This is a genomic window from Endozoicomonas sp., from assembly GCF_051008435.1.
GTDB lineage: Bacteria > Pseudomonadota > Gammaproteobacteria > Pseudomonadales > Endozoicomonadaceae > Endozoicomonas_A.
In genome coordinates, this window is sequence record NZ_JBPCXO010000164.1 from 1 (window position 1) to 21,441 (window position 21,441).

General features: G+C 49.5%; 7 protein-coding genes. 3 read left to right on the forward strand and 4 right to left on the reverse strand.

What is annotated here, in order from left to right:
* Positions 1–180 precede the first annotated feature (180 nt).
* Positions 181–2,409: a winged helix-turn-helix domain-containing protein gene (locus ACR2PX_RS08075; RefSeq protein ID WP_433998845.1), complete on the reverse strand. Its 2,229-nt coding sequence runs from the start codon at positions 2,407–2,409 to the stop codon at positions 181–183.
* A gap of 324 nt (positions 2,410–2,733) precedes the next feature.
* Here ACR2PX_RS08075 and ACR2PX_RS08080 point away from each other — a divergent pair, with 324 nt between their 5' ends.
* Positions 2,734–3,366, forward strand: a complete 633-nt coding sequence (locus tag ACR2PX_RS08080) for a DUF4329 domain-containing protein (protein ID WP_433998846.1) — start codon at positions 2,734–2,736, stop codon at positions 3,364–3,366.
* 36 nt (positions 3,367–3,402) lie between these two features.
* On the opposite strand, the gene ACR2PX_RS08085 is transcribed toward ACR2PX_RS08080, so the two are convergent.
* Both ACR2PX_RS08085 and ACR2PX_RS08090 read right to left on the reverse strand, forming a co-directional pair.
* Positions 3,403–4,737 (reverse strand): HlyD family type I secretion periplasmic adaptor subunit, encoded by a 1,335-nt coding sequence (locus ACR2PX_RS08085; RefSeq protein ID WP_433998847.1) that lies wholly within the window; start codon positions 4,735–4,737, stop codon positions 3,403–3,405.
* The gene (locus tag ACR2PX_RS08090) at positions 4,734–6,824 is read right to left on the reverse strand and encodes a type I secretion system permease/ATPase (RefSeq protein ID WP_433998848.1); all 2,091 of its coding nucleotides are present in this window, start codon (positions 6,822–6,824) and stop codon (positions 4,734–4,736) included. The genes ACR2PX_RS08085 and ACR2PX_RS08090 overlap by 4 nt, the downstream gene beginning before the upstream one ends.
* 198 nt (positions 6,825–7,022) lie before the next feature.
* Here ACR2PX_RS08090 and ACR2PX_RS08095 point away from each other — a divergent pair, with 198 nt between their 5' ends.
* Both ACR2PX_RS08095 and ACR2PX_RS08100 read left to right on the forward strand, forming a co-directional pair.
* Positions 7,023–8,411: a TolC family outer membrane protein gene (locus ACR2PX_RS08095; RefSeq protein ID WP_433998849.1), complete on the forward strand. Its 1,389-nt coding sequence runs from the start codon at positions 7,023–7,025 to the stop codon at positions 8,409–8,411.
* Positions 8,386–20,922: an Ig-like domain-containing protein gene (locus tag ACR2PX_RS08100; protein WP_433998850.1), complete on the forward strand. Its 12,537-nt coding sequence runs from the start codon at positions 8,386–8,388 to the stop codon at positions 20,920–20,922. Before ACR2PX_RS08095 ends, ACR2PX_RS08100 begins: the two co-directional genes overlap by 26 nt.
* A 33-nt stretch (positions 20,923–20,955) precedes the next feature.
* Here ACR2PX_RS08100 and ACR2PX_RS08105 read toward each other — a convergent pair whose 3' ends face one another.
* On the reverse strand, positions 20,956–21,276 hold the full coding sequence (locus ACR2PX_RS08105; protein ID WP_433998851.1) for a hypothetical protein: 321 nt from the start codon (positions 21,274–21,276) through the stop codon (positions 20,956–20,958).
* Positions 21,277–21,441 lie beyond the last annotated feature (165 nt).

The following is a 21,441-nucleotide window of genomic DNA, read 5'->3' on the forward strand; positions in this document are numbered from 1 at the left end:
TTCATTCTGGGACTATCTGACAGACAGGTTAACAGGCAGTGGCTCGTTTCCAAGGCTGACGGACTTGATTGAAAAAGCTTCTCACATACTACCTTGTGGGCTTTGCAGCAGTTATTAAGAAGCTACAAACCTTCAAACCTTCAAACCTTCAAGCCTTCAAACCTTCAAGCCTTCAAGCCTTCAAGCCTTCAAGCCTTCAGACCTTCCAGCCCTCAAACCTTCAGGCTTTTCCCTGTCAGCACTGAGCATGGTTTTCAAAAGTTGTGAAGACAAATTCGCAGCCCTTTCCTGCTGCTGTATGTAATGTAATTGAAGCCTTCCTTTATAAGGTTTCAGTACTTCGGCATCCAGGTAGTCATCCAGCAATGGCATAATCGCTAGCATTCCCCAGGGTTGGACGCCACTCTCTTTCATAAAGTCGAGGTACTCTCTGGCTTTATCATCCTGCTCATCAATCAAGGCCCATGATAACGCGGCGACCATAAAGCCCGGACTGCGCCAGCCTTTCTCCCAGCTGCTTTCGATCATGGCTCTGGCTTGATTTAAATATTGTCTGCGCGTCGTATTGTCACCTATCTTTTCGATAGCCCGGGCCTGATAGAGATGACTGATAATCACCGACTCGGGATCCGATTGGCATCGCTCAGGGTGACTTTGAAGAGCTCTGGCAAAACCTCTCTCAGTCTGTAGCCAGTTGCCGCTTAACCAATGTTCCCTGGAGACCAGCAGGTCGTACCTATAACCCTTGCACCACTCATTACTGATTTCTGTTTGATTAAATGCTTTCAGACTTTTTTTCAATCTCTCTGCATCACGCTCTTTCAGGCTGACCATTGACTCGAGCCAAAGCTTTTCCCAGGGGTCTCTGTTTTCCTGACGCTGAATCAATGCAGCTACCGCATCCACCTGATCCAGGTAGATGAGTGAATGCAGTGCCTTCACTTCAAGCCCATCCTGATCGTTTTTCTGATCCTGCAACAAAGTAATACGATCCAGCGCCCGGTCAAAATAACCGGCTGCCATAGCCTGCTTGATCGGGAGCATGGCAAACGTATCCGATTCAGCAGCAAAACGATCAGCAAGTAAGCGTGCCTGTTCTGTTCTCCCAATCAGAGCCAAACCCGATAGATAATTCAACCGAACGGACTCATGCAGTGGATCGAGCTGATAAGCCTGCTCATAAGCTTCAAAGGCTTTCCTCGCAACGCCCTGATCCAAATAAGCATTACCCAGCCACATATGAGCCATGGAAAAATCCGGTTTCAGGCGGACGGCCATTTTCAAGGCGGCAACAGCTTCATCCAGATGTCCTGACTCTGAAAGATAAACACCTCTGGCCCCATGGGCTTCTGCCAACTCAGGCGCCAGTTTCACAGCTTGAGCTGAACTTTGATCGGCCTCAGCCAGTAAGCGCTCTCGGTCTCCATAGCCATAAAAGGTTTGCAGTACTTGAGTGTCTGCCAACCCAGCCCACGCCTGAGCATAGTTTTTATCCAGCTCAACTGCTCTTTTGAAATAACTGGCCGCCTTTGCTAACGAAGACTCTGTTCTCACCCGCCAAAAGTTTCTGCCTAACAGATACTGCTCATAAGCTTCATAACTGCCTGTTCCTTCAAACTGTTCTTCTCCAGGCTCCAGAGTACCTTTTTGAATAGCGATTTTTCTGCCAAGCTCCTGCTGAATCTGCTGACCAACATCGATGGCCAGATCAACCACTTCCAGAAAAGCTTCTTCATTGGTGCTGTCCCCCCCAGCCTCGATCGTTTCTTCCATACCCACCTGCACACTGGCAAAGGGACGATCAGGGTCTCTGTTCAATCCGGCATACACCAGAACCATAAAAACAATCAGCATCACAGTGACAAAGGAGTATTTAAAGACTTTGACCAGTGCACTGATCATGGCTTGCAGCAAACCAATAAAATCGGTAATCAACTTTGCTGGCCAGGGTGCACTGTTTTCCTGAACGGAATCGGTAGGTGTTGATGATGGAATCTTATTGAGAGGTTGTGTCTTACTTTCAACAGTTTCTGACGATAACGGCTGAGATGGACGGGATGATGAGGTAAGAGCACATTCAGAATTGTCCAATGGCTCTGCTTTTGCCACCAGCACATAACCCCTTCTGGGAACCGTTCTAATGTAGTGCCGTTCTCTCGAAGTATCACCAAGCAGTGTACGCAGCTCTGAAATACAACGAGTCAGTACTTCATCTGAAACAACCAGATCCTGCCAGGCTTCTGTCAGCAGGACATCACGACTGACGACATTACCCTGATGGTTTATCAACACCAGTAACACATCCACCAGCTTGGGCTCGGCATGTCTCTTCATGCCATCCTTGATAAAGATCCCTGTCTCAGGATGAACAGTCCATTCACCCAGCTTGAAGCCCTGCTTCCAGTCCATTGGTCCCTCTTTGCAATGACAGCAGCCGTGAGCTCAACAAAACAGCTATGAGCAGAGGTTAAAGATTATTCCAAAGATACTGCCATTTTATTTACTGCAAATGCGCTATTTTTGATTTTTTATTCAGCTGTTTTTTGATGCTACACCACTTTTTGTCATATCCGAAGCTTTTCCGAAGGTTTCCAGAACAGCCAGAAAACCTTTGCCCCCTCTGTAAAAACATCCCTTTTTATTTTCAAAGATAAACGGACCCTTTCTTCAGGATAAACGGACTAACGAAATCCAGACTGTCGTCGAAAAGCTTAGAACCGGAATTCAACAGTCATGGAAAGAAGAACCTGGATGTTCATTATTACAACCGCATTTGCATTGATGATTTCGACAACCGTCAAGGCGATGGAACCAATTAACACCTCATCGGTCGAAGCACCCGCCAAGTGGCAATTCGATCCGCAACAACAAGGGAAAACGGAAAACAGTGATTACTGGATAAGCCCCTCGTTCCTTTCGGAAGTGGAGGCGGTTACCAGCGCCTGTAATATTTACAACCCGATTTCCATAGAAGAAGATCGTGAATACATCGGGGCTGTTTTAAAGCATAAGACTAAAAACAGTTATCATTACACGGTTGCGGCAGGTGAATCCGGGGAAGATCGAATCCATGCAGAGATTGTCTTCCCCAAAGATTATGAAGTCATTGCCTTCTGGCATACTCATGGAGCAGGTGAAGGCTCCCGACATTATTTTTCCAGATACGACACCGCGCTGGTTCAACAATGGAACAAACCCTTTTACTTGTCGGACAGCTCTGGCTACCTGAAAATATTTCAGCCAGGTGACAGAATTATGAGTGTGTTTCGAGCTCGCAAGTTCGGCTTGGGTGATGCTAAAGGCAGCGCTAAAGGAAAAAGAGTAAAGGACAGTAATGGAGAAACAGTAACAGTAAGAGTTGAGTAACTTTCAGGGTAAAGTGCAACCCGGTTCAATGCTATTTCACTGGATTGCTTTCAGTACGGGTGCCATCACATAATTCATTACGGTTCTCCTCCCTGTCAGTACATCGACAACCGCTGTCATGCCCGGTAAGACCGGCCATTGTTCTTCAGCGTCAGGTAGCTGAACTCTGATTCGGTAATAAGACTGCCCCCGATCATCTTCCAGAGTGTCTGCACTGATCGACTCCAGACTTCCCGTCAAACTTCCGTATGAAGCATTCTCATAGGCTGTCAGTTTAACCTGTGCATTCTGACCTGATCTAAGAAAGGCAATATCCGAAGGCTTCACCTGAGCTTCAACCACCAGACTGTCCCCTTCAGGGACGATCTCTATTAGCGTGGCTCCGGGCTGAACCACACTGCCTGGCGTATTCACATGAACCACCTTGACCAGTCCACTAACGGGAGCGGTCAGTGCTGTTCTGTGCACTTTGTCCTTAAGCCCAACCTGTCCCTCGGTCAATCTTCCCAAGCGCTCACGAGCGGACTGAAGTTCCTTTTGGACATCTGCCCTATAACGTATTGCCGTGCTTCTGTAGCGACTGCGAGCCTCAGTCAAAGCGGAGGCCAGCCTTGGTTCCATTAATCTGGCATTCTCCAACTCACCTTTCAGCTCATTAGCTCGACGTTGCAGACCAAGAATATCAACCCGTGTAACCAGCCCTTCCCGAGCCAGGGGTTCTTTCAGTGCCAGCTCTTCCTCGATCAGGCCGACACTGCGACTCAAGGTTTTTATTTTCTGGTGATGCTCCTTAAGTTCCTGACTCTTCTGGCTCTCTTGCAAGGCCAGTATATCGAGCTGGCTAATAAACGACTCTAATCTCTTATCAAGCATGGCCTTCTGCTGTTCCAATTTTATTGAATCAACAGACTCCCCATGAGAATTAGCCAGTAAAACGGAGCGGTCAATCTGCCAACGATCATCTTTTTCATGAAGTGAATCTAACTCAGCTTCAAGCCTCTGAACTTCCCAGTCCGTATCTTCCAGCTCGGTTTCATTCACCATCAAACTGGATCGGTATCGTGTTTCATCCACTTGCACCAGAGTATCTCCCTTATTAACGCGATCGCCTTCCCTGACCCCGACCCACTTCAAGATGCCTCCATCCAGACTTTGTACCAGTTGAACCCTGCTGTCGGGTACTACCCGACCATAACCAGTGACTACCTCATCCAGTTCCGCCCAGCAGGCCCAGAGAATCAACACAGTGAGAAGCATCAGAAGCATCCAGACAAACCACCGGCTATGAACCGAGAGATCCATCAGTTTTGCCTGTTCACGACTACCGGCTGTATCAAGCAACCATTTCTGCCAGCGGCTTTCATCCTTCATGACGGTTCCGCTCTGATATCCTCTCTGGATTTATCGGAAATCACCCGACCACCATCCAGCAAAACCACCCTGCTGACCGCATCCAACAGGCTGCTTCTGTGAGTCATTAATATTAGTGTGGTGGTGGCTGGAAGCACAGCGAGAGTCTGCCGCACCTGATCCTCCATCAGGCTGTCCATATGAGCAGTGGGCTCATCCAGTACCAGCACATCAGGCTTATTCAACAGAACCCTGGCCAGTGCTACAGCCTTTCGCTGACCGCCAGACAATCTTTGACCGCCTTCTCCCACCGGATACTCCAGGGCAGCCAAAGACCTCCCTGTAAAACCGGTTACGCCGGATGCCTGGGCTGCATATAAAAGTGCCTCGTCATTCACCTCGGTATGACCCAGTATGATGTTGTCTTTAACCGTGCCATGGAAAAGCCAGGGTTCCTGAGCCAGAAAACCCACTTTCATCCTCAGACGACGGGGATGGATATCATTGATATCAATATCGTCGAAAGTGATTCGTCCCTGGTCAGGGGCGTAAAGTGCTGCCAGAACTCTAGCCAGTGTTGATTTACCCGAACCCGAGCGACCCACAATCGCCACTTTTTCACCGGGCGGAATCTTCAGGGTCAAATCCACCAGAGCAGGCACTGAAGCCCCCGGATACTTGAATGACACCTGCTCACAATCCACCTTGCCTTCAATCTGATCCAGACTGCGATAACGATGGCTGGACTGTTGTTCATCAGGCTGAAACATTAATTGCCCGGTGACCTTATAAGCGGTTCTGGCCTGATGGTAGCGGGTGGCCAATAACGCCAGCTGCATAAAAGGAGCCATAGCCCTGCCGGTTAGCATCATGATCGCAATGAGAGCGCCCAGATTAATCCCGCCATTACTGATGGCCATGACCCCGTAAAAAATAACGGCTACCGTCGTCAGCTGTTGAGCACAAAGAGCAGTGACTGTCACTGTTCCGGTAATCGTCCGGGTCTTTAATCCCCAGGTCGCCATTTGGCCTACTGCCTGCTCCCAACGCTTCTGAAACCGCCATTGAGCTCCGGCCAACCTCAGGGTTTCCATCCCGGTAAGGCTTTCAACCAGATCGCCCTGCTTTCTAGCTGATAAGCGCTCACTCTCTTCTATGGTCCGGCGCAGAGCAGGTTGTATCACCAAACTGACGATAATCATCAGCGCAATCGCAAGAATCGGTATCCAGACTAATTTACCGGCAAGAAGACCGATCACCAGTAGAAAAATCAGAGCGAAGGGGATGTCGACCAGAGCCGTGAGACAGGTGGAGGTAAGAAACTCTCTGATGGCATCAAAATCCTGCAACTGACGGGCAAAAGCTCCTGTTGAAGCAGGTCTGGCGGATAACTGCATCGCCATCACCTTGGCGTAGATCCGGCTGGATATCAGCAAATCAGATTTTTTTGCAGCCAGATCAATAAACCGGTTTCTCAGGTATCGACAGGTAAATTCAAAAACAATAACCAGCAATATGCCAACCGTGAGTGCATTGAGTGTGCCCATGGCCATACCGGGAATCACCCGGTCATACACCAAACGGACAAACAGAGGTACAGACAGGGCGAAGAGATTGACCAGCAGTGAAACCAGCAGAACCTCACGGTAGATCCCTCTCCCAGCCAGGAGGGCTCCCCATAACCAATGTTCATGCAAAGCCGGTTCAAGCTCCGGCTCACGATCGTCTTTCACACTGGCAGGACTGAACAGCATCAGCACATTTCGAGTGTTTTCCTGAAACTCTTCTGTCAACAAACTCAATGGTTTCAAATGCTCTGACGGATTCAGCAAGCTGATCCGGCCTTCATCCACTGCAGTGATGATAACCGGTGAATCCTGCCACCACCCCAAACAGGGAAAGCTACTCAATGGCAGTTCTTGTTCACAAAGGTTGATCGATCTTTCATACGTCAGTAGACCAGCGTTTTCAGCCGCTCTTTCTATCAGGTGCCCGGGAATCAGTCCGTCTTCAAGCGGAAGACCTGACAAAATAACTTCCGGAGACACAGCCCTTTCAAAATAGTTTGCCAGCCAGACCAGACAATCCAGTATGGGATCCCGACTCATACCGCTCGCCCCGATCAAAGTAGAACGGGAAGTTAGAGTAGAGCATGAATGTCGGGACCGCCATCCTCCCTGTAATAACCGATCTTTTATCAGCACAGAAAGCATCTACGAAAAAGCAGAGCAGTAGAAAATCACCTATGCTCTTCTTTCAATACACCCCCTGTTTTTTCCGCCACCGTTCTTCACTGATCAGCACACATGAAACTTCCATTTCAACGACACCGGCTGCCAACACACCTCACTCTTGCCATGCTTCTCACACTGTCTGGCTATCCTGCCCATGGACAGAACCTGGAAGAAGTGGTCAGCGTGGCGCTCATTTCCCACCCAAAGCTGCAACAGGCCTTTCATAAGGTGCAGGAGCGCCAGCACGATGAAACCGTTGCCAAATCGGGCTACCTGCCCACTCTGAATCTTCATGCAGGTATTGGACATGAACGTACGGACAGCCCGGCAACCCGGAGTGGTGGTCCTTCTACCGACGAATACCTCCGGCGAAGAGAAGCATCTGTCGTCTTACGCCAGATGCTTTTTGAAGGTTTTGCAACCCTGAACAATGACCGCAGAACAAAGGCTGCCACTCATTCAGAGCAATATCGATTGCTGAATATTGCCTCCGAGATGGCTCTGGATGTGACGCGCTCCTATCTGACGATCCTGATGCAACAAAAAGCTCTGGATATGGCACGTCAAAACCTGGATGCCCACGAAGAGATCTACTACTCGATTTTCAAACGATCCGAGCAAGGCGTACAAAGTACCGCCGACCTGAGTCAGATCAGGGGACGTCTGGCCAGAGCACAATCCAATGTCATCGCCGCCGAGAACAATCTGAACGACGCCCGGATACAGTTTTTGAAACTGGTGGGTGTTCAGCCAGAGGATTTGACTGAGCCTGAGCCGGATATTGGACTGATCCCTGAAACATTGAACGACACCCTGAGAGTCGCTTCAAACGATTACCCACTGTTGCAGTCAGCCACTCTTGATCAGGAAGCGGCCACTCATGAGTACGAAGCCAGTAAGGGAGGATTCTATCCAGAGTTGTCCATTGAGGCGTCCCGTTCATGGAATTACAACCTCAACGGGATCAAGGGCCGGGACGATGATTATGCCATCATGCTGCATGCCCGTTATAACCTCTTCAACGGCGGCAGAGATACCGGTCAGATGAAGGCAGCCCTGTCACGTCGAGACGAGGCTGGCGACATCTATTCCCAGGCAAGGCTCCAGGTTCAGGAAGAAGCCAGACTTTCCTGGGAGGCCCGGCAGCAACTGAGAAGGCAGTTGCCCAAACTGGAAGAACACTTTGAAGCCATCAACGTCACCGTCAAGGCCTATCGCCGACAGTTTATTCTGGGAGAACGCACATTACTCGATGTGTTGAATGCTGAAAATGAAAAGCTGGAAGCTAACCTGGCCTGGAACCGGGCTACCACTCATGAGCTGGAAGCCAAATACCGGTTACTGCATATCACCGGAAGGCTGCTCGACTCACTGAAATTCGCCCTGCCTGCCAACTGGATACCAGCTGAGAAAGCACGTCATGAGAAAGCACGTCATGAGAAAGCTGACCATTCCTTCTGAAGGCGCCCGGGTCGGAAAAGTTTCAGGCGTCGTCTGGAAGCTGTTACCAGACGGCTCACGTCAAAGAATCTTCCCTGAAGACACTGGAGAAGCCCTGTCCTCCGGTATTACCGTTGAAGTAGAAGACGGCTCAGACATTGATCTGGTGCCGGACACTTTCACTGTCTCGGAGTCTCTCCCTCAAAGAGAATTCCTGCCTGGCGATCAGCCCGACTATCTGAAACGATCATCAACACCGGCTTCTGAACATGGCCAGAGTGCTTCCATGCCCTTTGTCATGCCTCTGAGCCTTGCCCGGACAGTGCCTTCCGCTGGCTTTGTGACGGGGGCAAAGGCGCCGGGTCAGCTTCTGGAGCAGGAACGTTCCGATCTTTTCGGTGACGATAGGGAGCAAGTAAACGACACTTATGCCCTGCTGAAAATTACGGCACCGATCACGGCAGATAATATTGTCAATCTCATTGAGTCAGGGCATCTGATTATCGCCGGTACGGTCACCGACATTGAAGATGGCCAAAATGTGCAGGTCAGTTTGACCGATCAAAATGGCAAAAATCTTCAGGCCAGTTGCCCGATTTCTGCCAGTCAGTGGCAGTGTGTCTTTAACGATATGGGAGGCAACAGTGCAGGACTCACCGATGGTCCTGTGCTGATCAAAGCCTCGGCATCCGACTTGTTTGGAAATACTGCCACTGACAGTCACTCGTTTATTCTGGATACCTTCGCCTGGACCCGGATCGATGACATTGACAGCATTGGTCAGACGCTTCCTAGTGTGCTCAGTGGACACATTGACGGCGTTGAACAAGGCAGAGCAATAGAACTGACAGACACCAACCCCATTGAGTTCCCTTATTCCAGACTCATTCCAAACGAGGGCCCAACCTGGCAAACCCCTATTCCCCCCATTCAACGTATTATTGGTTTTAGCCCCAATGCTTTTGTCAGTGATCTGGCCGGTAACATTGCCACTGATTACCTGCCACCCATTGGTAACCCTGCTGGTATCAACATTGATGAGCACATCGACCTCTCTGTCAAAAAGCAGAGCCCCCCTATTGCCAATGAAAGAACGGATCTTGCATTTGATCTTCAGTCACTGCAGCAATATGCCCCACAAAATCTGGAAGTGATTGACCAGGGTCAGGTTTACCCTCTTAAGTGGCAAATATCGGATAACGCACAAGTTCTGAATGGTGTTTACTCCGTCAATGGCAATGAACAGATAGCGATTCATTTTCAGCTACCGGACAATGGTTCTGGACTGGCTGAATTCACTCTGGAGTCGCCATTAAGACACCCTGATGGACAGGGGCAGAACAGTATCCGGTTTACTCTTCCCTATCTGAAGAGTGATCCCGTGACGCTGCATCGTTCTCTCGCCGGACAAGAAGTGGATGTTACCGACGATGTCCCTACCGCCAAAGTCCACGATAAAGTGGAACTGGTTGAAGGCTCCATAGCTTGCTGGCATTACAACGGAAAGTTGTTCACGCAGAACGATGCCGGAAGTGATGGCGCAAGACTGACAACGGTTGACCACAAACCCATAGCGGACTTTCCCACTGAAGCCAGCGGCAACAGGGCTGGCTGGAAAATGCTGGCAGGGCACTACGGGAACTTGTTCTTTCAAGCGGATGGTCGTTGGTTTTACAAGGCAACGCCTGACCAGGTGCATCCGGGAGGCCAACCCCTCAGCGAACAGTTTGATTTTACACTGACCGATTATGATGAGGATGACTCCTCTGCCAGCATCACCTTTGATGTTCTGGATGGCAAACCTATATCCACAGCTGATATTTTTTTCACGGCTGATCAGGAATGTCAGTCACCACCCAGTGCGGATAGTGAGCAAGTCACTTATTTCAAGGGTTCAGACACCATTGTTGAAAACAGTCTGTCTTTTGATGCCGATGCGACACTCAGTCAATTCAAACTCGCCTTGTCTGGCAGAACGGTTACCAGTAGCGGCATAGCTCTGGACCTCAGCAGCCTTTACCCTGATAGCCAGAACCGGAATCTTGAGCTGAAAAGAATCGATGGAAACACGGTCGCAAGGTTCTGGATAGATTCAGTGGCAACCGACCATCAGGGGGATGTCAGTGCCCGTATCTCTGTTCTGCAGACGCTTAACCTTTCAGTAAAGGATGCAGTAACGAATGCACAGGGGACATCCGACCTTGTCCTTCCCGTTGTCACCCATGCTTTTGAGATTCATGATGATATGGCGGAAGCCACTGCTTACATCACCATGAAAGATGGAAAGCTGGATGCTCAAGACGACACTGGATCAGTGGTTGAAGGTCAGAGTCTTACCGGCAATGTCATGCAAAATGATACCCTCTGCTCCCACGTTGCTGAGGTATCTGACCTGTTTCTTAGCGGCAGCTTCTTGCCTTCAGGAAAAGACAGCCACTTTCTTCCAAAAACGACGATTCAAACACTCAAGGGCGAGCTTCGTGTTGATAAGGATGGATCCTGGAACTTCAGCAGCAAAGACTCTCTGAATCAGTTACAACTTCAGCAATTGCCATTCCAATACACCCTTACTGCTATTGATGGCCATGAAGCCTCTGCCACTTGCCGTATTGATATAACAGATGGTGCACCTCCCACTGGCGGTTTTACAGCCAGCCTCACCCTGACAGAAGCCGGACTGCAAAGCCCTCCCCTATACCCCACCAAGGCAACCAGTAACAGGATCACCATCTCGGGGGATGGTTCAGACCCTATTTCTCCGGCAAGTCTTGCATTCACTGACAGCAATGCCACGGATTTATCGGGCAAGTACTTCTCTGGCCATGTTCCGGTTACGTTCACCGTTTCAGGCAAGATACTCACAGGGGTGACAGGCAGTACAAAAATACTGAACATCAAGCTGATACCGGAACCCCAAACCGGAAAAGACCTTGATTTCAAGTACGAAGCAACGCTCTACCAGCCTCTGGACCACCCTGCAAACAATGGTTTAAATCTGCCTTTAACCGTCACTGCCGCAGACATTGATAACAGCTCACTAGTCAACGACGGTAGTCTTTCTCTCACCCTACAGGACGGAGCAGATTTACAGTTTTCTAATCAGGAGACAGCGACTCTGGATGAATCCGTTCTGGTCAACCAACCTGTAATACAGGGAACCGCCCATCTATTACTGACTCCGGGTTCTGACAAAGTTGAAATAAACAGCTGGGGATTTTCTGCAGACCAGCCAGGGCTGAACAACCTGACCTCTCTGGGACATCCGCTTACTATTCAGACTGGATCTAACAGCCGAACCCTTCAGCTTCAAGATTCTGTCACCCATCAGCAGGTTCTGACCCTGACTTTGGACAACCTGCCTTCAGAACAAGACCAGTCAACGCTTCAGTGGACAGCCAAATTGCATCAGGCCATGGATCAGAACCAGGGATCCTGGCCATTAAAACTGGCTGTTGAAGCTGCTGATATGGACAATGACAAGGTTCAGGGATGGGTTTATCTGGATATCAGCAACGATCAACCCAAGGCGGTGGATCACGACTTTAGCCTCATTGAAGGTGAGAGCACTTCCAGCACTCAGGAAGGGACACTTTTTACCGCTGAACAGGCCGGTGCGGACCTTGGCAAAATCACGGCCATCAACGGCACTGATCTTAGTTCCAGTTCCGACTTTCAGGTATTCCCTGGCAAACTTGGAAGCCTTTCCGTTAAACCCGATGGCACCTGGTACTATCAGGCTTTGCCAAATCTGGTTCATCCACCCGAAAATATTCTACTAGAGACGTTTACTTATACACTGACCGACTCAGATGGGGATGAGTCCACGGCCAATATTACTTTTTCCGTTGAGGATGGAGCACTGCCACACTTTGATCCAAAAAGTGCTCCTATTCCCCCTTCAACCGGAAGTTCATCGACAGATCCGAACAAACTGATGACTCTGGATATCGATCAGGAATGTCAGGTCCCCCCTCAGCCCGATAAAGGCGACATTATTGTCATTAAAGGCTCAGACAGCCTGCCAATAGATCAATCCCTGCAATTTGATCCCGATAAAACGCTTGATTTTTTCAAGGCAGCCATAGCTGCAAGAAGTCCCCAGAGCAATGGCCACCCCATCGACCTGACAGGATTGAATCAGGACGCTGACAAACACCGCCTTGAACTCAAAACCGATGAAGGTAAAACCGTTCTGCTGATCACTCTGGACAATTTTTCCCAGGATGCCAACACCGGGAACCTGATGGCCGAGATTCATGTCCTGCAGCAAAATGCTTTTCAGGTAAGCGGCGCAGAACCTGCCATTTTGCCTGTTGCGCTACAGGCTACCGATCATGATGGCGACACGGTTCGTGCAACGGTTCAACTGAATTTGATCGATGGTATCCCAACAGCTACTGATGATTACCATGACGTTGATGAAGGAAAAACCGTGTCCGGTAACCTGCTGGACAATGACAACACCTGCATGGACGAAACAACCATCATTGCTGTTGAGCTTGGCTTCGGTTCCAACGCCGCAGGCAGTGACCCTAATAAAATCACTGTCTACCCACCGGGAACATCACTGACTACACAGTACGGAACGCTGGTGGTGAATAAAGACGGCAGCTTCCAGTTCGATGCCCACGACTCTTTAAAGAACAACCCTGACCCTGTCCAACAGATTTTCTCTTATACCTTGCAGGATATTGAAGGCCACCAGGACGATGCCAGTGTCTATCTCTCAATTTATGACGGAGCGCCTCCGGAAGGTCATGATCTGGGAAAAATAACCCTGACTGAGGGCGAAATCAGCGGACAACTGCCCTACCCTGTCACAGGCTCTCTACAGGGCGTTTTATCGGGCGGTTCAGACCCTGCCGATGCCAATACCGTGCGCTTTGCTGGCTCGTTTAGCGATTTAGACAACAAGCTCACTTCTCTGGGCGAACCTCTGTTTTTTACTCAGGAACACAAGTCCCTTCAGGGTAAGACAAGCAGCGGAGTGACGGTGCTTTCTATCCTTACCCACATGCCACTGGCCACTGCCAATAAAGAGGTGCCTGTCACCCATGAAGTTGAGTTGTTCAGACCACTGGATCATCAAGGCTCCGGACTCATCAATAACCTCATCAATAACCTCATCAACGTTGATGGCAATGACATTGTCCTGAAGCTGCCCATGACCTTTTCCGATTTTGATGGCTCGCCCGCACAAAAAACAGGGTTACTTGAAGTCAACATTAAGGATGGCCTGTTTCCCAGCGTAACGGATATCACCAGAATAGCGATAGACGAAAAGGACATTCCAGCACATGATTCTGAACCTATAACACTGGGGCCAGGGTCTGACCTGATAGCACCTTCCAGCCTGCGATTCGCAGATAATCAGCCAGGTCTGACAGGTCTTTTCAGTAATGACCAGCTTCTGAAACTGGTAAGGGAAGATGACCAGACACTGAAACTGGACATCGGTGGAAATCCAGACACCCAGGTACTGACCCTTAAACTCGATGACGTCCCGGCTCCCGATGCACCATCAACGGTTCCATGGTCTGTGCAACTGGACAACCCGATGGATCAGGACAAAGGCCAGTGGCCACTGGAGATTGCTGCAGAAATTTCAGACTCCGATGGAGACATTAGGGGGTTTACTCTTGTTGCAGATATCAGAGACAACGTGAGCGGCCTGGATATTCTGGTGAACACACCCGAGTTAACTCTGATTGAACCCTTACTGAATGCGCCCTTACCGACAACAGACATGTCATCCGCCACTGTTCATGCCGGCACGGATAACATAAAGCAAGTTCATTTTCTGACGCCCGCCACTGATAGCCAGAATCAGGCTATTGATGACTCGGGACTCCCCCTTTTACACGACGGACTCCCCATTCACTATAAGACAGAAGCCAATCAATCGATTGAAGCCTGGTCTTATAAGAATGGAACTGGGAATCAGAAAATATTTACCCTTTCCTGTCAGGATTGCCCAAGCTCAAGCAACCCCATCCCTGCTAATACTTTTGCCACTGTCCACCTGAAGATTGAGTGGTTCAGCTTCCTTGATCATAAAGACGACCACGGACAAAAAGATAATCTAAAGCTGCCAACGACCGTGACGGCTATAGATACTGATGGCTCACAGGTTCAGGATCAGATCACACTGACTCTGTCAGACGGGGCTTTACCCGTCCCGGGGGATACTCATTCACCGGAACCGGTTCTGGACATCAACCGTGGGCAGGAGAATGTTCTCAAAACAACCCTTGAGTTTACCCCCGGTTCTGATCGTGTCATCCCCGAGATCGGACTGACCGACCTTCAGAGCAAACTTCAGGGGTTGAGCTCTGATGGGTATTTGCTGGACAGAATAGAAAAAGCATCTGATGGCACCATCAACGTTTATCGTTCAGATGGTCAGCTTGTATTCACTCTGAAAGGAAAAACACTGCCTGGCAATCAGGTTGAACTGGAAGTCAGGCAGCTCGATAATATTGACCATATTCCAACAGCTTTATTTCCACAGTTTGCAGAAACCAAAACCGTATTTCTGAAGGTCTGGTTGAATGACTCCGATGGCGACAAGAGCAAAGAACACAAGATCATCCCTTTCATCATCAATGACACCGACCCATCGGCTGAGCCGGATCACTTCAACAATGGCAACCCGATTGCCACCGAAGGTCAGGTCGTTCCGCTGGATAAGAACCGTGGACTGATGATCAACGATCAGCTGAACGCTGATGCCGACAAAGCCAGACTGACTGAACTGCACTACTCCCCCTACGATTATCAGGTGCCTGATGGCTCATCGATAACCGTAGATACGCCTCTGGGCACTCTGACCGTTTTCTCTGACAGTCAATGGTCTCTGGATACCCGAAAATGCATTGATCACAGTGGGGGCAGAGACAGAACCGAAACATTCCAGTACACGATTATGGATGGCGATTGCGACATCTCTGCATCGGACGCCTCCATTACGATCAGAGACCTCGACGCCAGCTTTCGTAAGACTCAGAACGCTTCAGGCATTGAAGATCAAACCTCACCGGTTCCAGTGAGTTTTGAAATCCTGCTGGGAGATATCGATCGCAGCGAAAAAATCAGCCAATTATGGGTCGTTGAAAGTTCACTTCAAGGTGGGCAACTGACCTACCAGGGCAGTCCGCTCACAGCCAAAGAAGGCAGAATCACACTTCCTCTGGAGGCCTTAATACCTTCCGATGAGGACTGCTACCGTTTCTTTGCATCGAATAAACTGGGCTACCTGCCACCCGATGACGGTTCTGACTTTAGTTTTGCCCATCATAAAATCCAGTTGGAGCTGAAAGCCGACATCAGCAAAAACCCGGGATCTGATCAAAGCATCAGCGGTCAATTAAAAATCAACATCAGCGGGGTTGCTGACAAGCCTCTGTGGAATACCGGTAAGGACATTGACTACTTTACGACAGAAGAAGACCATTCTCTGACGTTAACCGGAGCCGGTGCCCAATTGCAGGATACCGATGGCTCAGAAACCCTTACCTACGAAATACTGGCAATACCGGAACATGCCACACTCAAGCTGAACAATACCCCTCTCTCGGCTGGCCATGTATTAACTGCATCAGAGATCCAGGCAATAGAAGTCATTCCGGACTCCGACTGGAGTGGCAAACTATTACTCCCTTTCAAAGCCATTGCCACCGAGTCTGCCCCCTTTTCTGTCCAAACGGACGAATCTGATCATACGCTGACGGTCGATGTGCAACCCGTAGCGGATCAACCATCGCTGACGGTTTCTCCAGCCCAGGCCGGAGGTAATACGGCCAGAGTTTCAACCCAGGAAGATCACAAGACCGAGATTGCTGATTATATTCATGCAGAGCTGTCGGACACGGATGGGTCAGAGCAACTGTTCATTCTAATTAAACCCATGGTGAGTCCGGGGGAAGACCCCGGCAGTTTCTGGCTCAAACAGCCCGATGGAAGCTGGCTACCCTTAACGACTCCCGGCAACAGCCAGAACGCCAGACTATTACCGGATGGCAGTGCTGAAGTGCCCTACGCTGAGCTATCAGAACTGGCCTACCAGCCCGGCAAGGATCGAAGTTCTGCAAACTTTTCTGACCTCCAACTGAAGATCAATGCTGTCAGTAAAGAATCCCCCCAACAAGGCGTTGATCCTTCCGTAACCGTGGCTATTTCTGCTGACAAGTTCCTTGAGCTCAGTGTTAAAGGCGTCCCCGATACCCCTTTGGTCACAGGCAATGCGATCTGGGTTGTCGACCCTCTGAATACACTGACACTGACGGGTACCGAACAGGAAGACCAGGCCCTGCCTATTCAGTTCGACCTTAAGTCTGCTGATATCGATGGATCGGAATCCCTGAATGTCTTACTGGATACTGCTCACCTTACCACTGGGTTTATGATCCGGGACTCTCAGAATCATCAGCCTCCGATCGCAGGTATTTCCGGGAACAACCCGGTATATCAGCTCAGTCAGAGTGATCTCACTAACGGAACATACCGCATAGTCCCCCCTCTGGATTACGCGGGAGAACAACTCCTGACCCTGAAGACGCTGGTCACCGAAAAAGATGGAGCACGTTCAGAGTTTCCCATTGAGTTAACCGCAAAATTCCTACCCGTTGTCGACACTATTGGTATTCCTGTGTCGTATAATGGTCGGGAAGTGGATATTGCCACTGACCCTGCCGGTTTCACAGGAGGTGCGGCTTTAACACTGGACAGTATCAAACTTAAAGATACGGACGGGAGTGAAAGCCTCCAGGATATCAACAGGGTTGAGCTACCCTCCGGATTCCTGTTGTATCAGAAAAGCATCGCTCCCTATTCCAGCCTGGACCCGGATCAACCACTGGCCAGCCAGCTGGGTGGCAGGGATCAGTTAATCAACGCCCTGCGCCAGAAGCAGCTGGTGATTGTTCCCGGAACAGGGAATGATATCGACACAGACTTTCCAACAACCAGTCAAACCACCACTGATTTCACCTTCTACCCGGTGATACGTGATCAGCAAAACAATCTCGAGACCACCAGCGAAATAACAATAAAGGCGACTATTAACTGGACTGGTGAAGTCGACGGTCCCACGTCTTCTCCGGTAAACAACGATGAGAACACTCGCATAGAATACCCTCCCGGTTATACCGCTACAGGGCCGGATATTCCGCTAACGGATTTTCAGTTTACATCTACCGACACGGATCAGAGCGAGCATGTCAATCAAGACAACCCTGTTTTCAAGGTTTCTTTACTGAATGTCGGCGGTCAGCCATTAAGCAATGGCTGGCATTTATCGAACAGGCATTTATCAAACAGTAGCCCCGATGACTTGACGTTCAATGGCGATGAATGGCTGGTGAGTGAAGACAGTCTGTCAGGAACAACCCTTCATGTCTCAATACCAGGCAATTATGAGCTGAAAGTGGAATCACTCATCTCGGATATTGGCGATCTTGAAGCTCGCTCAGCCCGGTTTGATGTGGTGAATAACGAGTCGTCAACAGATCACAAGCCTCCTCATGACCCCGGAGATGTCTTCACCTGTACTGATGGCATCAAGGCCGCTGAAGACAACCCTTTGCCTCTTAGTGGCTGTGTTGATCCTTCCCAGGCTCTGTTTACCAACGAGACCACAGAGTTTCGAATCAACGCTTCCGACCTACCCCCTCACTGGGGTCTGACCGGCGACTACACACGGTCATGGGGGGAAAATGGCGAGACGATTAGCTACCTGATTCACCCTGGCAGCCTGCCCAATATTGTTATTAGCCCGGCCAGGGACTTCTCCGGACAGCAGACGATTCCTTTGCAAATTCTGCAACGCAATAATTTGAGTGATCAGTCAAAAGTCAGCTCACAGGATTTGATTTTCAAGGTCAGTCCGGTGGTTGACGACAACCCTGAGATCAAAACAGAACCAGACGCCAAAGGGATGGAATGGACAGGCAAAGATCAGGCCTGGCCCTTAAACCTGACAATAAACTCTGCCGACATTGATGGCTCTGAACGAGTAATAAATGTTGAACTGACACCACCAGCAGGGATTCAATTAGAAGGCGACGATCTTTCATTTGATGGCACCCGGTATATTCTGACTCTTCAACCCAATGAATCCGTAGATGCATTTAACCAGCGGCTGACCAGCATTCAATTTATCCCCGGACAGGGTCTTTCGGGAAAGATGCCTGTCAGCGTAGATTTCAGGATTCAGGACAATGCACCGGATATTAGCGAGTCGCAGGAAAGAGATTTTACGCAGCAGGTTCAGCTTGATATTTTGCCTGCCAACAACTGTGCATCTCTGATTTCTCCAGCTGCAGAAGGTGATGAAGATTCTGATATTCTGCTGACCGGCCTGCAGGCAACACTCAACGATAATGATGGCTCCGAGGCTCTGTCAGCCCTTATAGAAGGCGTACCCAACGGTGCAACTCTGTCAGATCCGTCGGATAATCTTTTACCAGCCAACGGCAATGGCAGCTGGCAAATTCCTGCCAGCCTGATTGACGGCTCTGGCCACATTGCTTCGCTAAAACTAAGACCTCCCCTGGATTTCAGTGGTGAGCTGAGCCTGCAACTGACCACCTACAGTCATGAGCACTCGCTGACCACAGTCTGTACCGATATGAGCCCTCTCCCTGTGAAAGTCCGTCCAGTAGGGGATGATTTGACTCTAAAAGAGATGACCCAGAGCAGCGGTCATGAAAATGTTGCCATACACTTACCACTGGACATCAAAACCACAGACACTTACTCAGACCCCACCGATCATCCTGAAGTGATTGCAGTAACCGTCAAAATACTCAACAGCAGTGACCCGACTATTTTTCCTCCTGAAGCCAGTGCTGAAAAGCCCTCTATAGAAACACCTGATGGCGTTCGGGCTGAATTTGTTTCATCAGGACCAACGATCGAAGCCCGACTTGAAACAACTTCCACTGCTTTGCCTCATTTGATCTATCAACCTGGCGATGGTCATGGCAAAGCAACTCTTCAGATCACAGCTCACTCCGTTGATAATACCGACGGTTTCACTCCCGGCGATGGCTCCGAAGTCAACTTCCAGGTCAAACTCACTATCACACCGGCATCCGACAAGCCAGAATGTCAGGTAGAACACGACACTATCACTGTATCGAAAAATGTTTCAGTGCCCCTTGGTATCAAAGCGGCAGTAGTGAACCCCGCTCTTCAGGTCAACAACCTGGTCAAAACAGAGCTGTATGTTCAGCTGGAAAACCTGCCACCCGCCGCTTTGCTGATCAACAGTGTCACAGGCCAACCCGTAGGTGTACCAACGACTTCGCCAGCCGGGTGGGCACTGACAACCAGTGAACTGAATGACCTTGCGATCAAAGGTCTGCCAACAGGTCAGCATGACTTAAGGCTCACCGCCGTTTCTGATGCTGGTGATGGAGCTCCTCAGCAAAGTGCCAGTCAGAATATTTTAGTCACTGTGACAGCTGAAACAGCCAATATTGAAACGTCTGATAAGGATGACCTGGTACTGGGTGGTGAAAAGGCTAGAACCATAAACACTCAAGGGGGAAATGACACTATTGGCGCAGGTCTTGCCGAAAACACTGTCATTGAAGGATCCGGTAACGGGCAAATCTGGGGAGGAGAGCTTAACAAAAGCGGTGATGGAAAACCCGATCACTTCGTCTGGCAGGCGGGTGATGAAGGCGCTGGCAATGCACTGGATATGGTCATGGATTTTGAGCCAGGTCTGGACAAAATAGACCTCTCGGCCATGCTCAATATCCAGTCGGTTTGGAGCACATCACAACTGTCCAGCCAGCTGGTTGTCACTGAATCCGATAATCATAATGCGGTTATTTACTGGACTGACGACAGCACTAACAGTACATCGTCTTTTAATATCAGCAATGGTGACAGTGTGCAGGTTAATGGCTCGGTCAAGCAGCTGATCTATCTCGACAACCTGCCCCTGAATACCCTCATTCCCGGTGGCGACAGTATGACCACAGCGCAAAGACTCAGCTCACTGGTAGAGTCTGGTGCTCTGACAGTCTCCAATCAGTTTGGGCATGAAGGACCTGATGTACTGCACGATACCGTCGGTGGTCTGACTCTGGATGCCGGTGGAGATAATGACGAACTGTACGCTCACTCCTCGGGCAGCACCCTTATTGGTAACAGTGGTGATGATCAGAACATTCTGGGGAGCAGCACCGATACCTCGGTCTGGAAAAAAGGACATGAGGGCACATCCACTAAGCCAGCTTCAGACATTCTGAAAAACTTTGCTTCTGTGGATGGCAATAAGGATGTTGTGGATATCTCAGAGCTTCTGCCTGATGAGGCCAGTCATAGTCTGGATGGCTATCTGAAGTTGGAGCAGAAAAGCAGTGACAGTCTACTTAAAATAGCCACTGAAAACCCCGATGAATGGACCCAGCTCATTGTATTTGAGGACACATTGCTTATTGCTGATGGGCAAACCGCCGATGACGCTCTGAGGCTAATGATTGAACAGGGTCAGCTTCAAACCAATATGATGATTTGAGTCTGAACAGATTGACCCATCTCAGTCGCCTATTTACGGTTTTCTGATCCATTGAATGACAAAGGGCTCACCTTCTCTGAAAGTAAACTTCTGCACCCTGAAAAAATCGCCCTGATCGGAATCCTTTTCTTTTAGTTGCTGTGTATGCCCGAGTTTTTCAGTGGCTTGAACAAGGTTGGTCCAGCGAGACAGCCACCCACTGTTGGCATTAAAAACTTTAGAGAGCTTTATGAAGATGCTCGACAGCAGGTATCCCAGCGCACCATATAACACGCTGTCTAATTCTCCATTGCCAAAAAGCCCTGCTAATACGCCAAGTGAAGTCATAGCAACGACAATTCCCTTTTCCAGCAATGAAAAAGGTTGAGCCGGATTTGAACATAAAGATTTAGCAGCAATTCCCGCTCAAATAGAAACCCCTTGATTTTAAAGGGCTGCAGAGGATTTATAGAATTGGAAGTCGCAGACTTTTTAAATTCATATTTGTACATAATTCAGGCAGATCTCTACGATACCCGG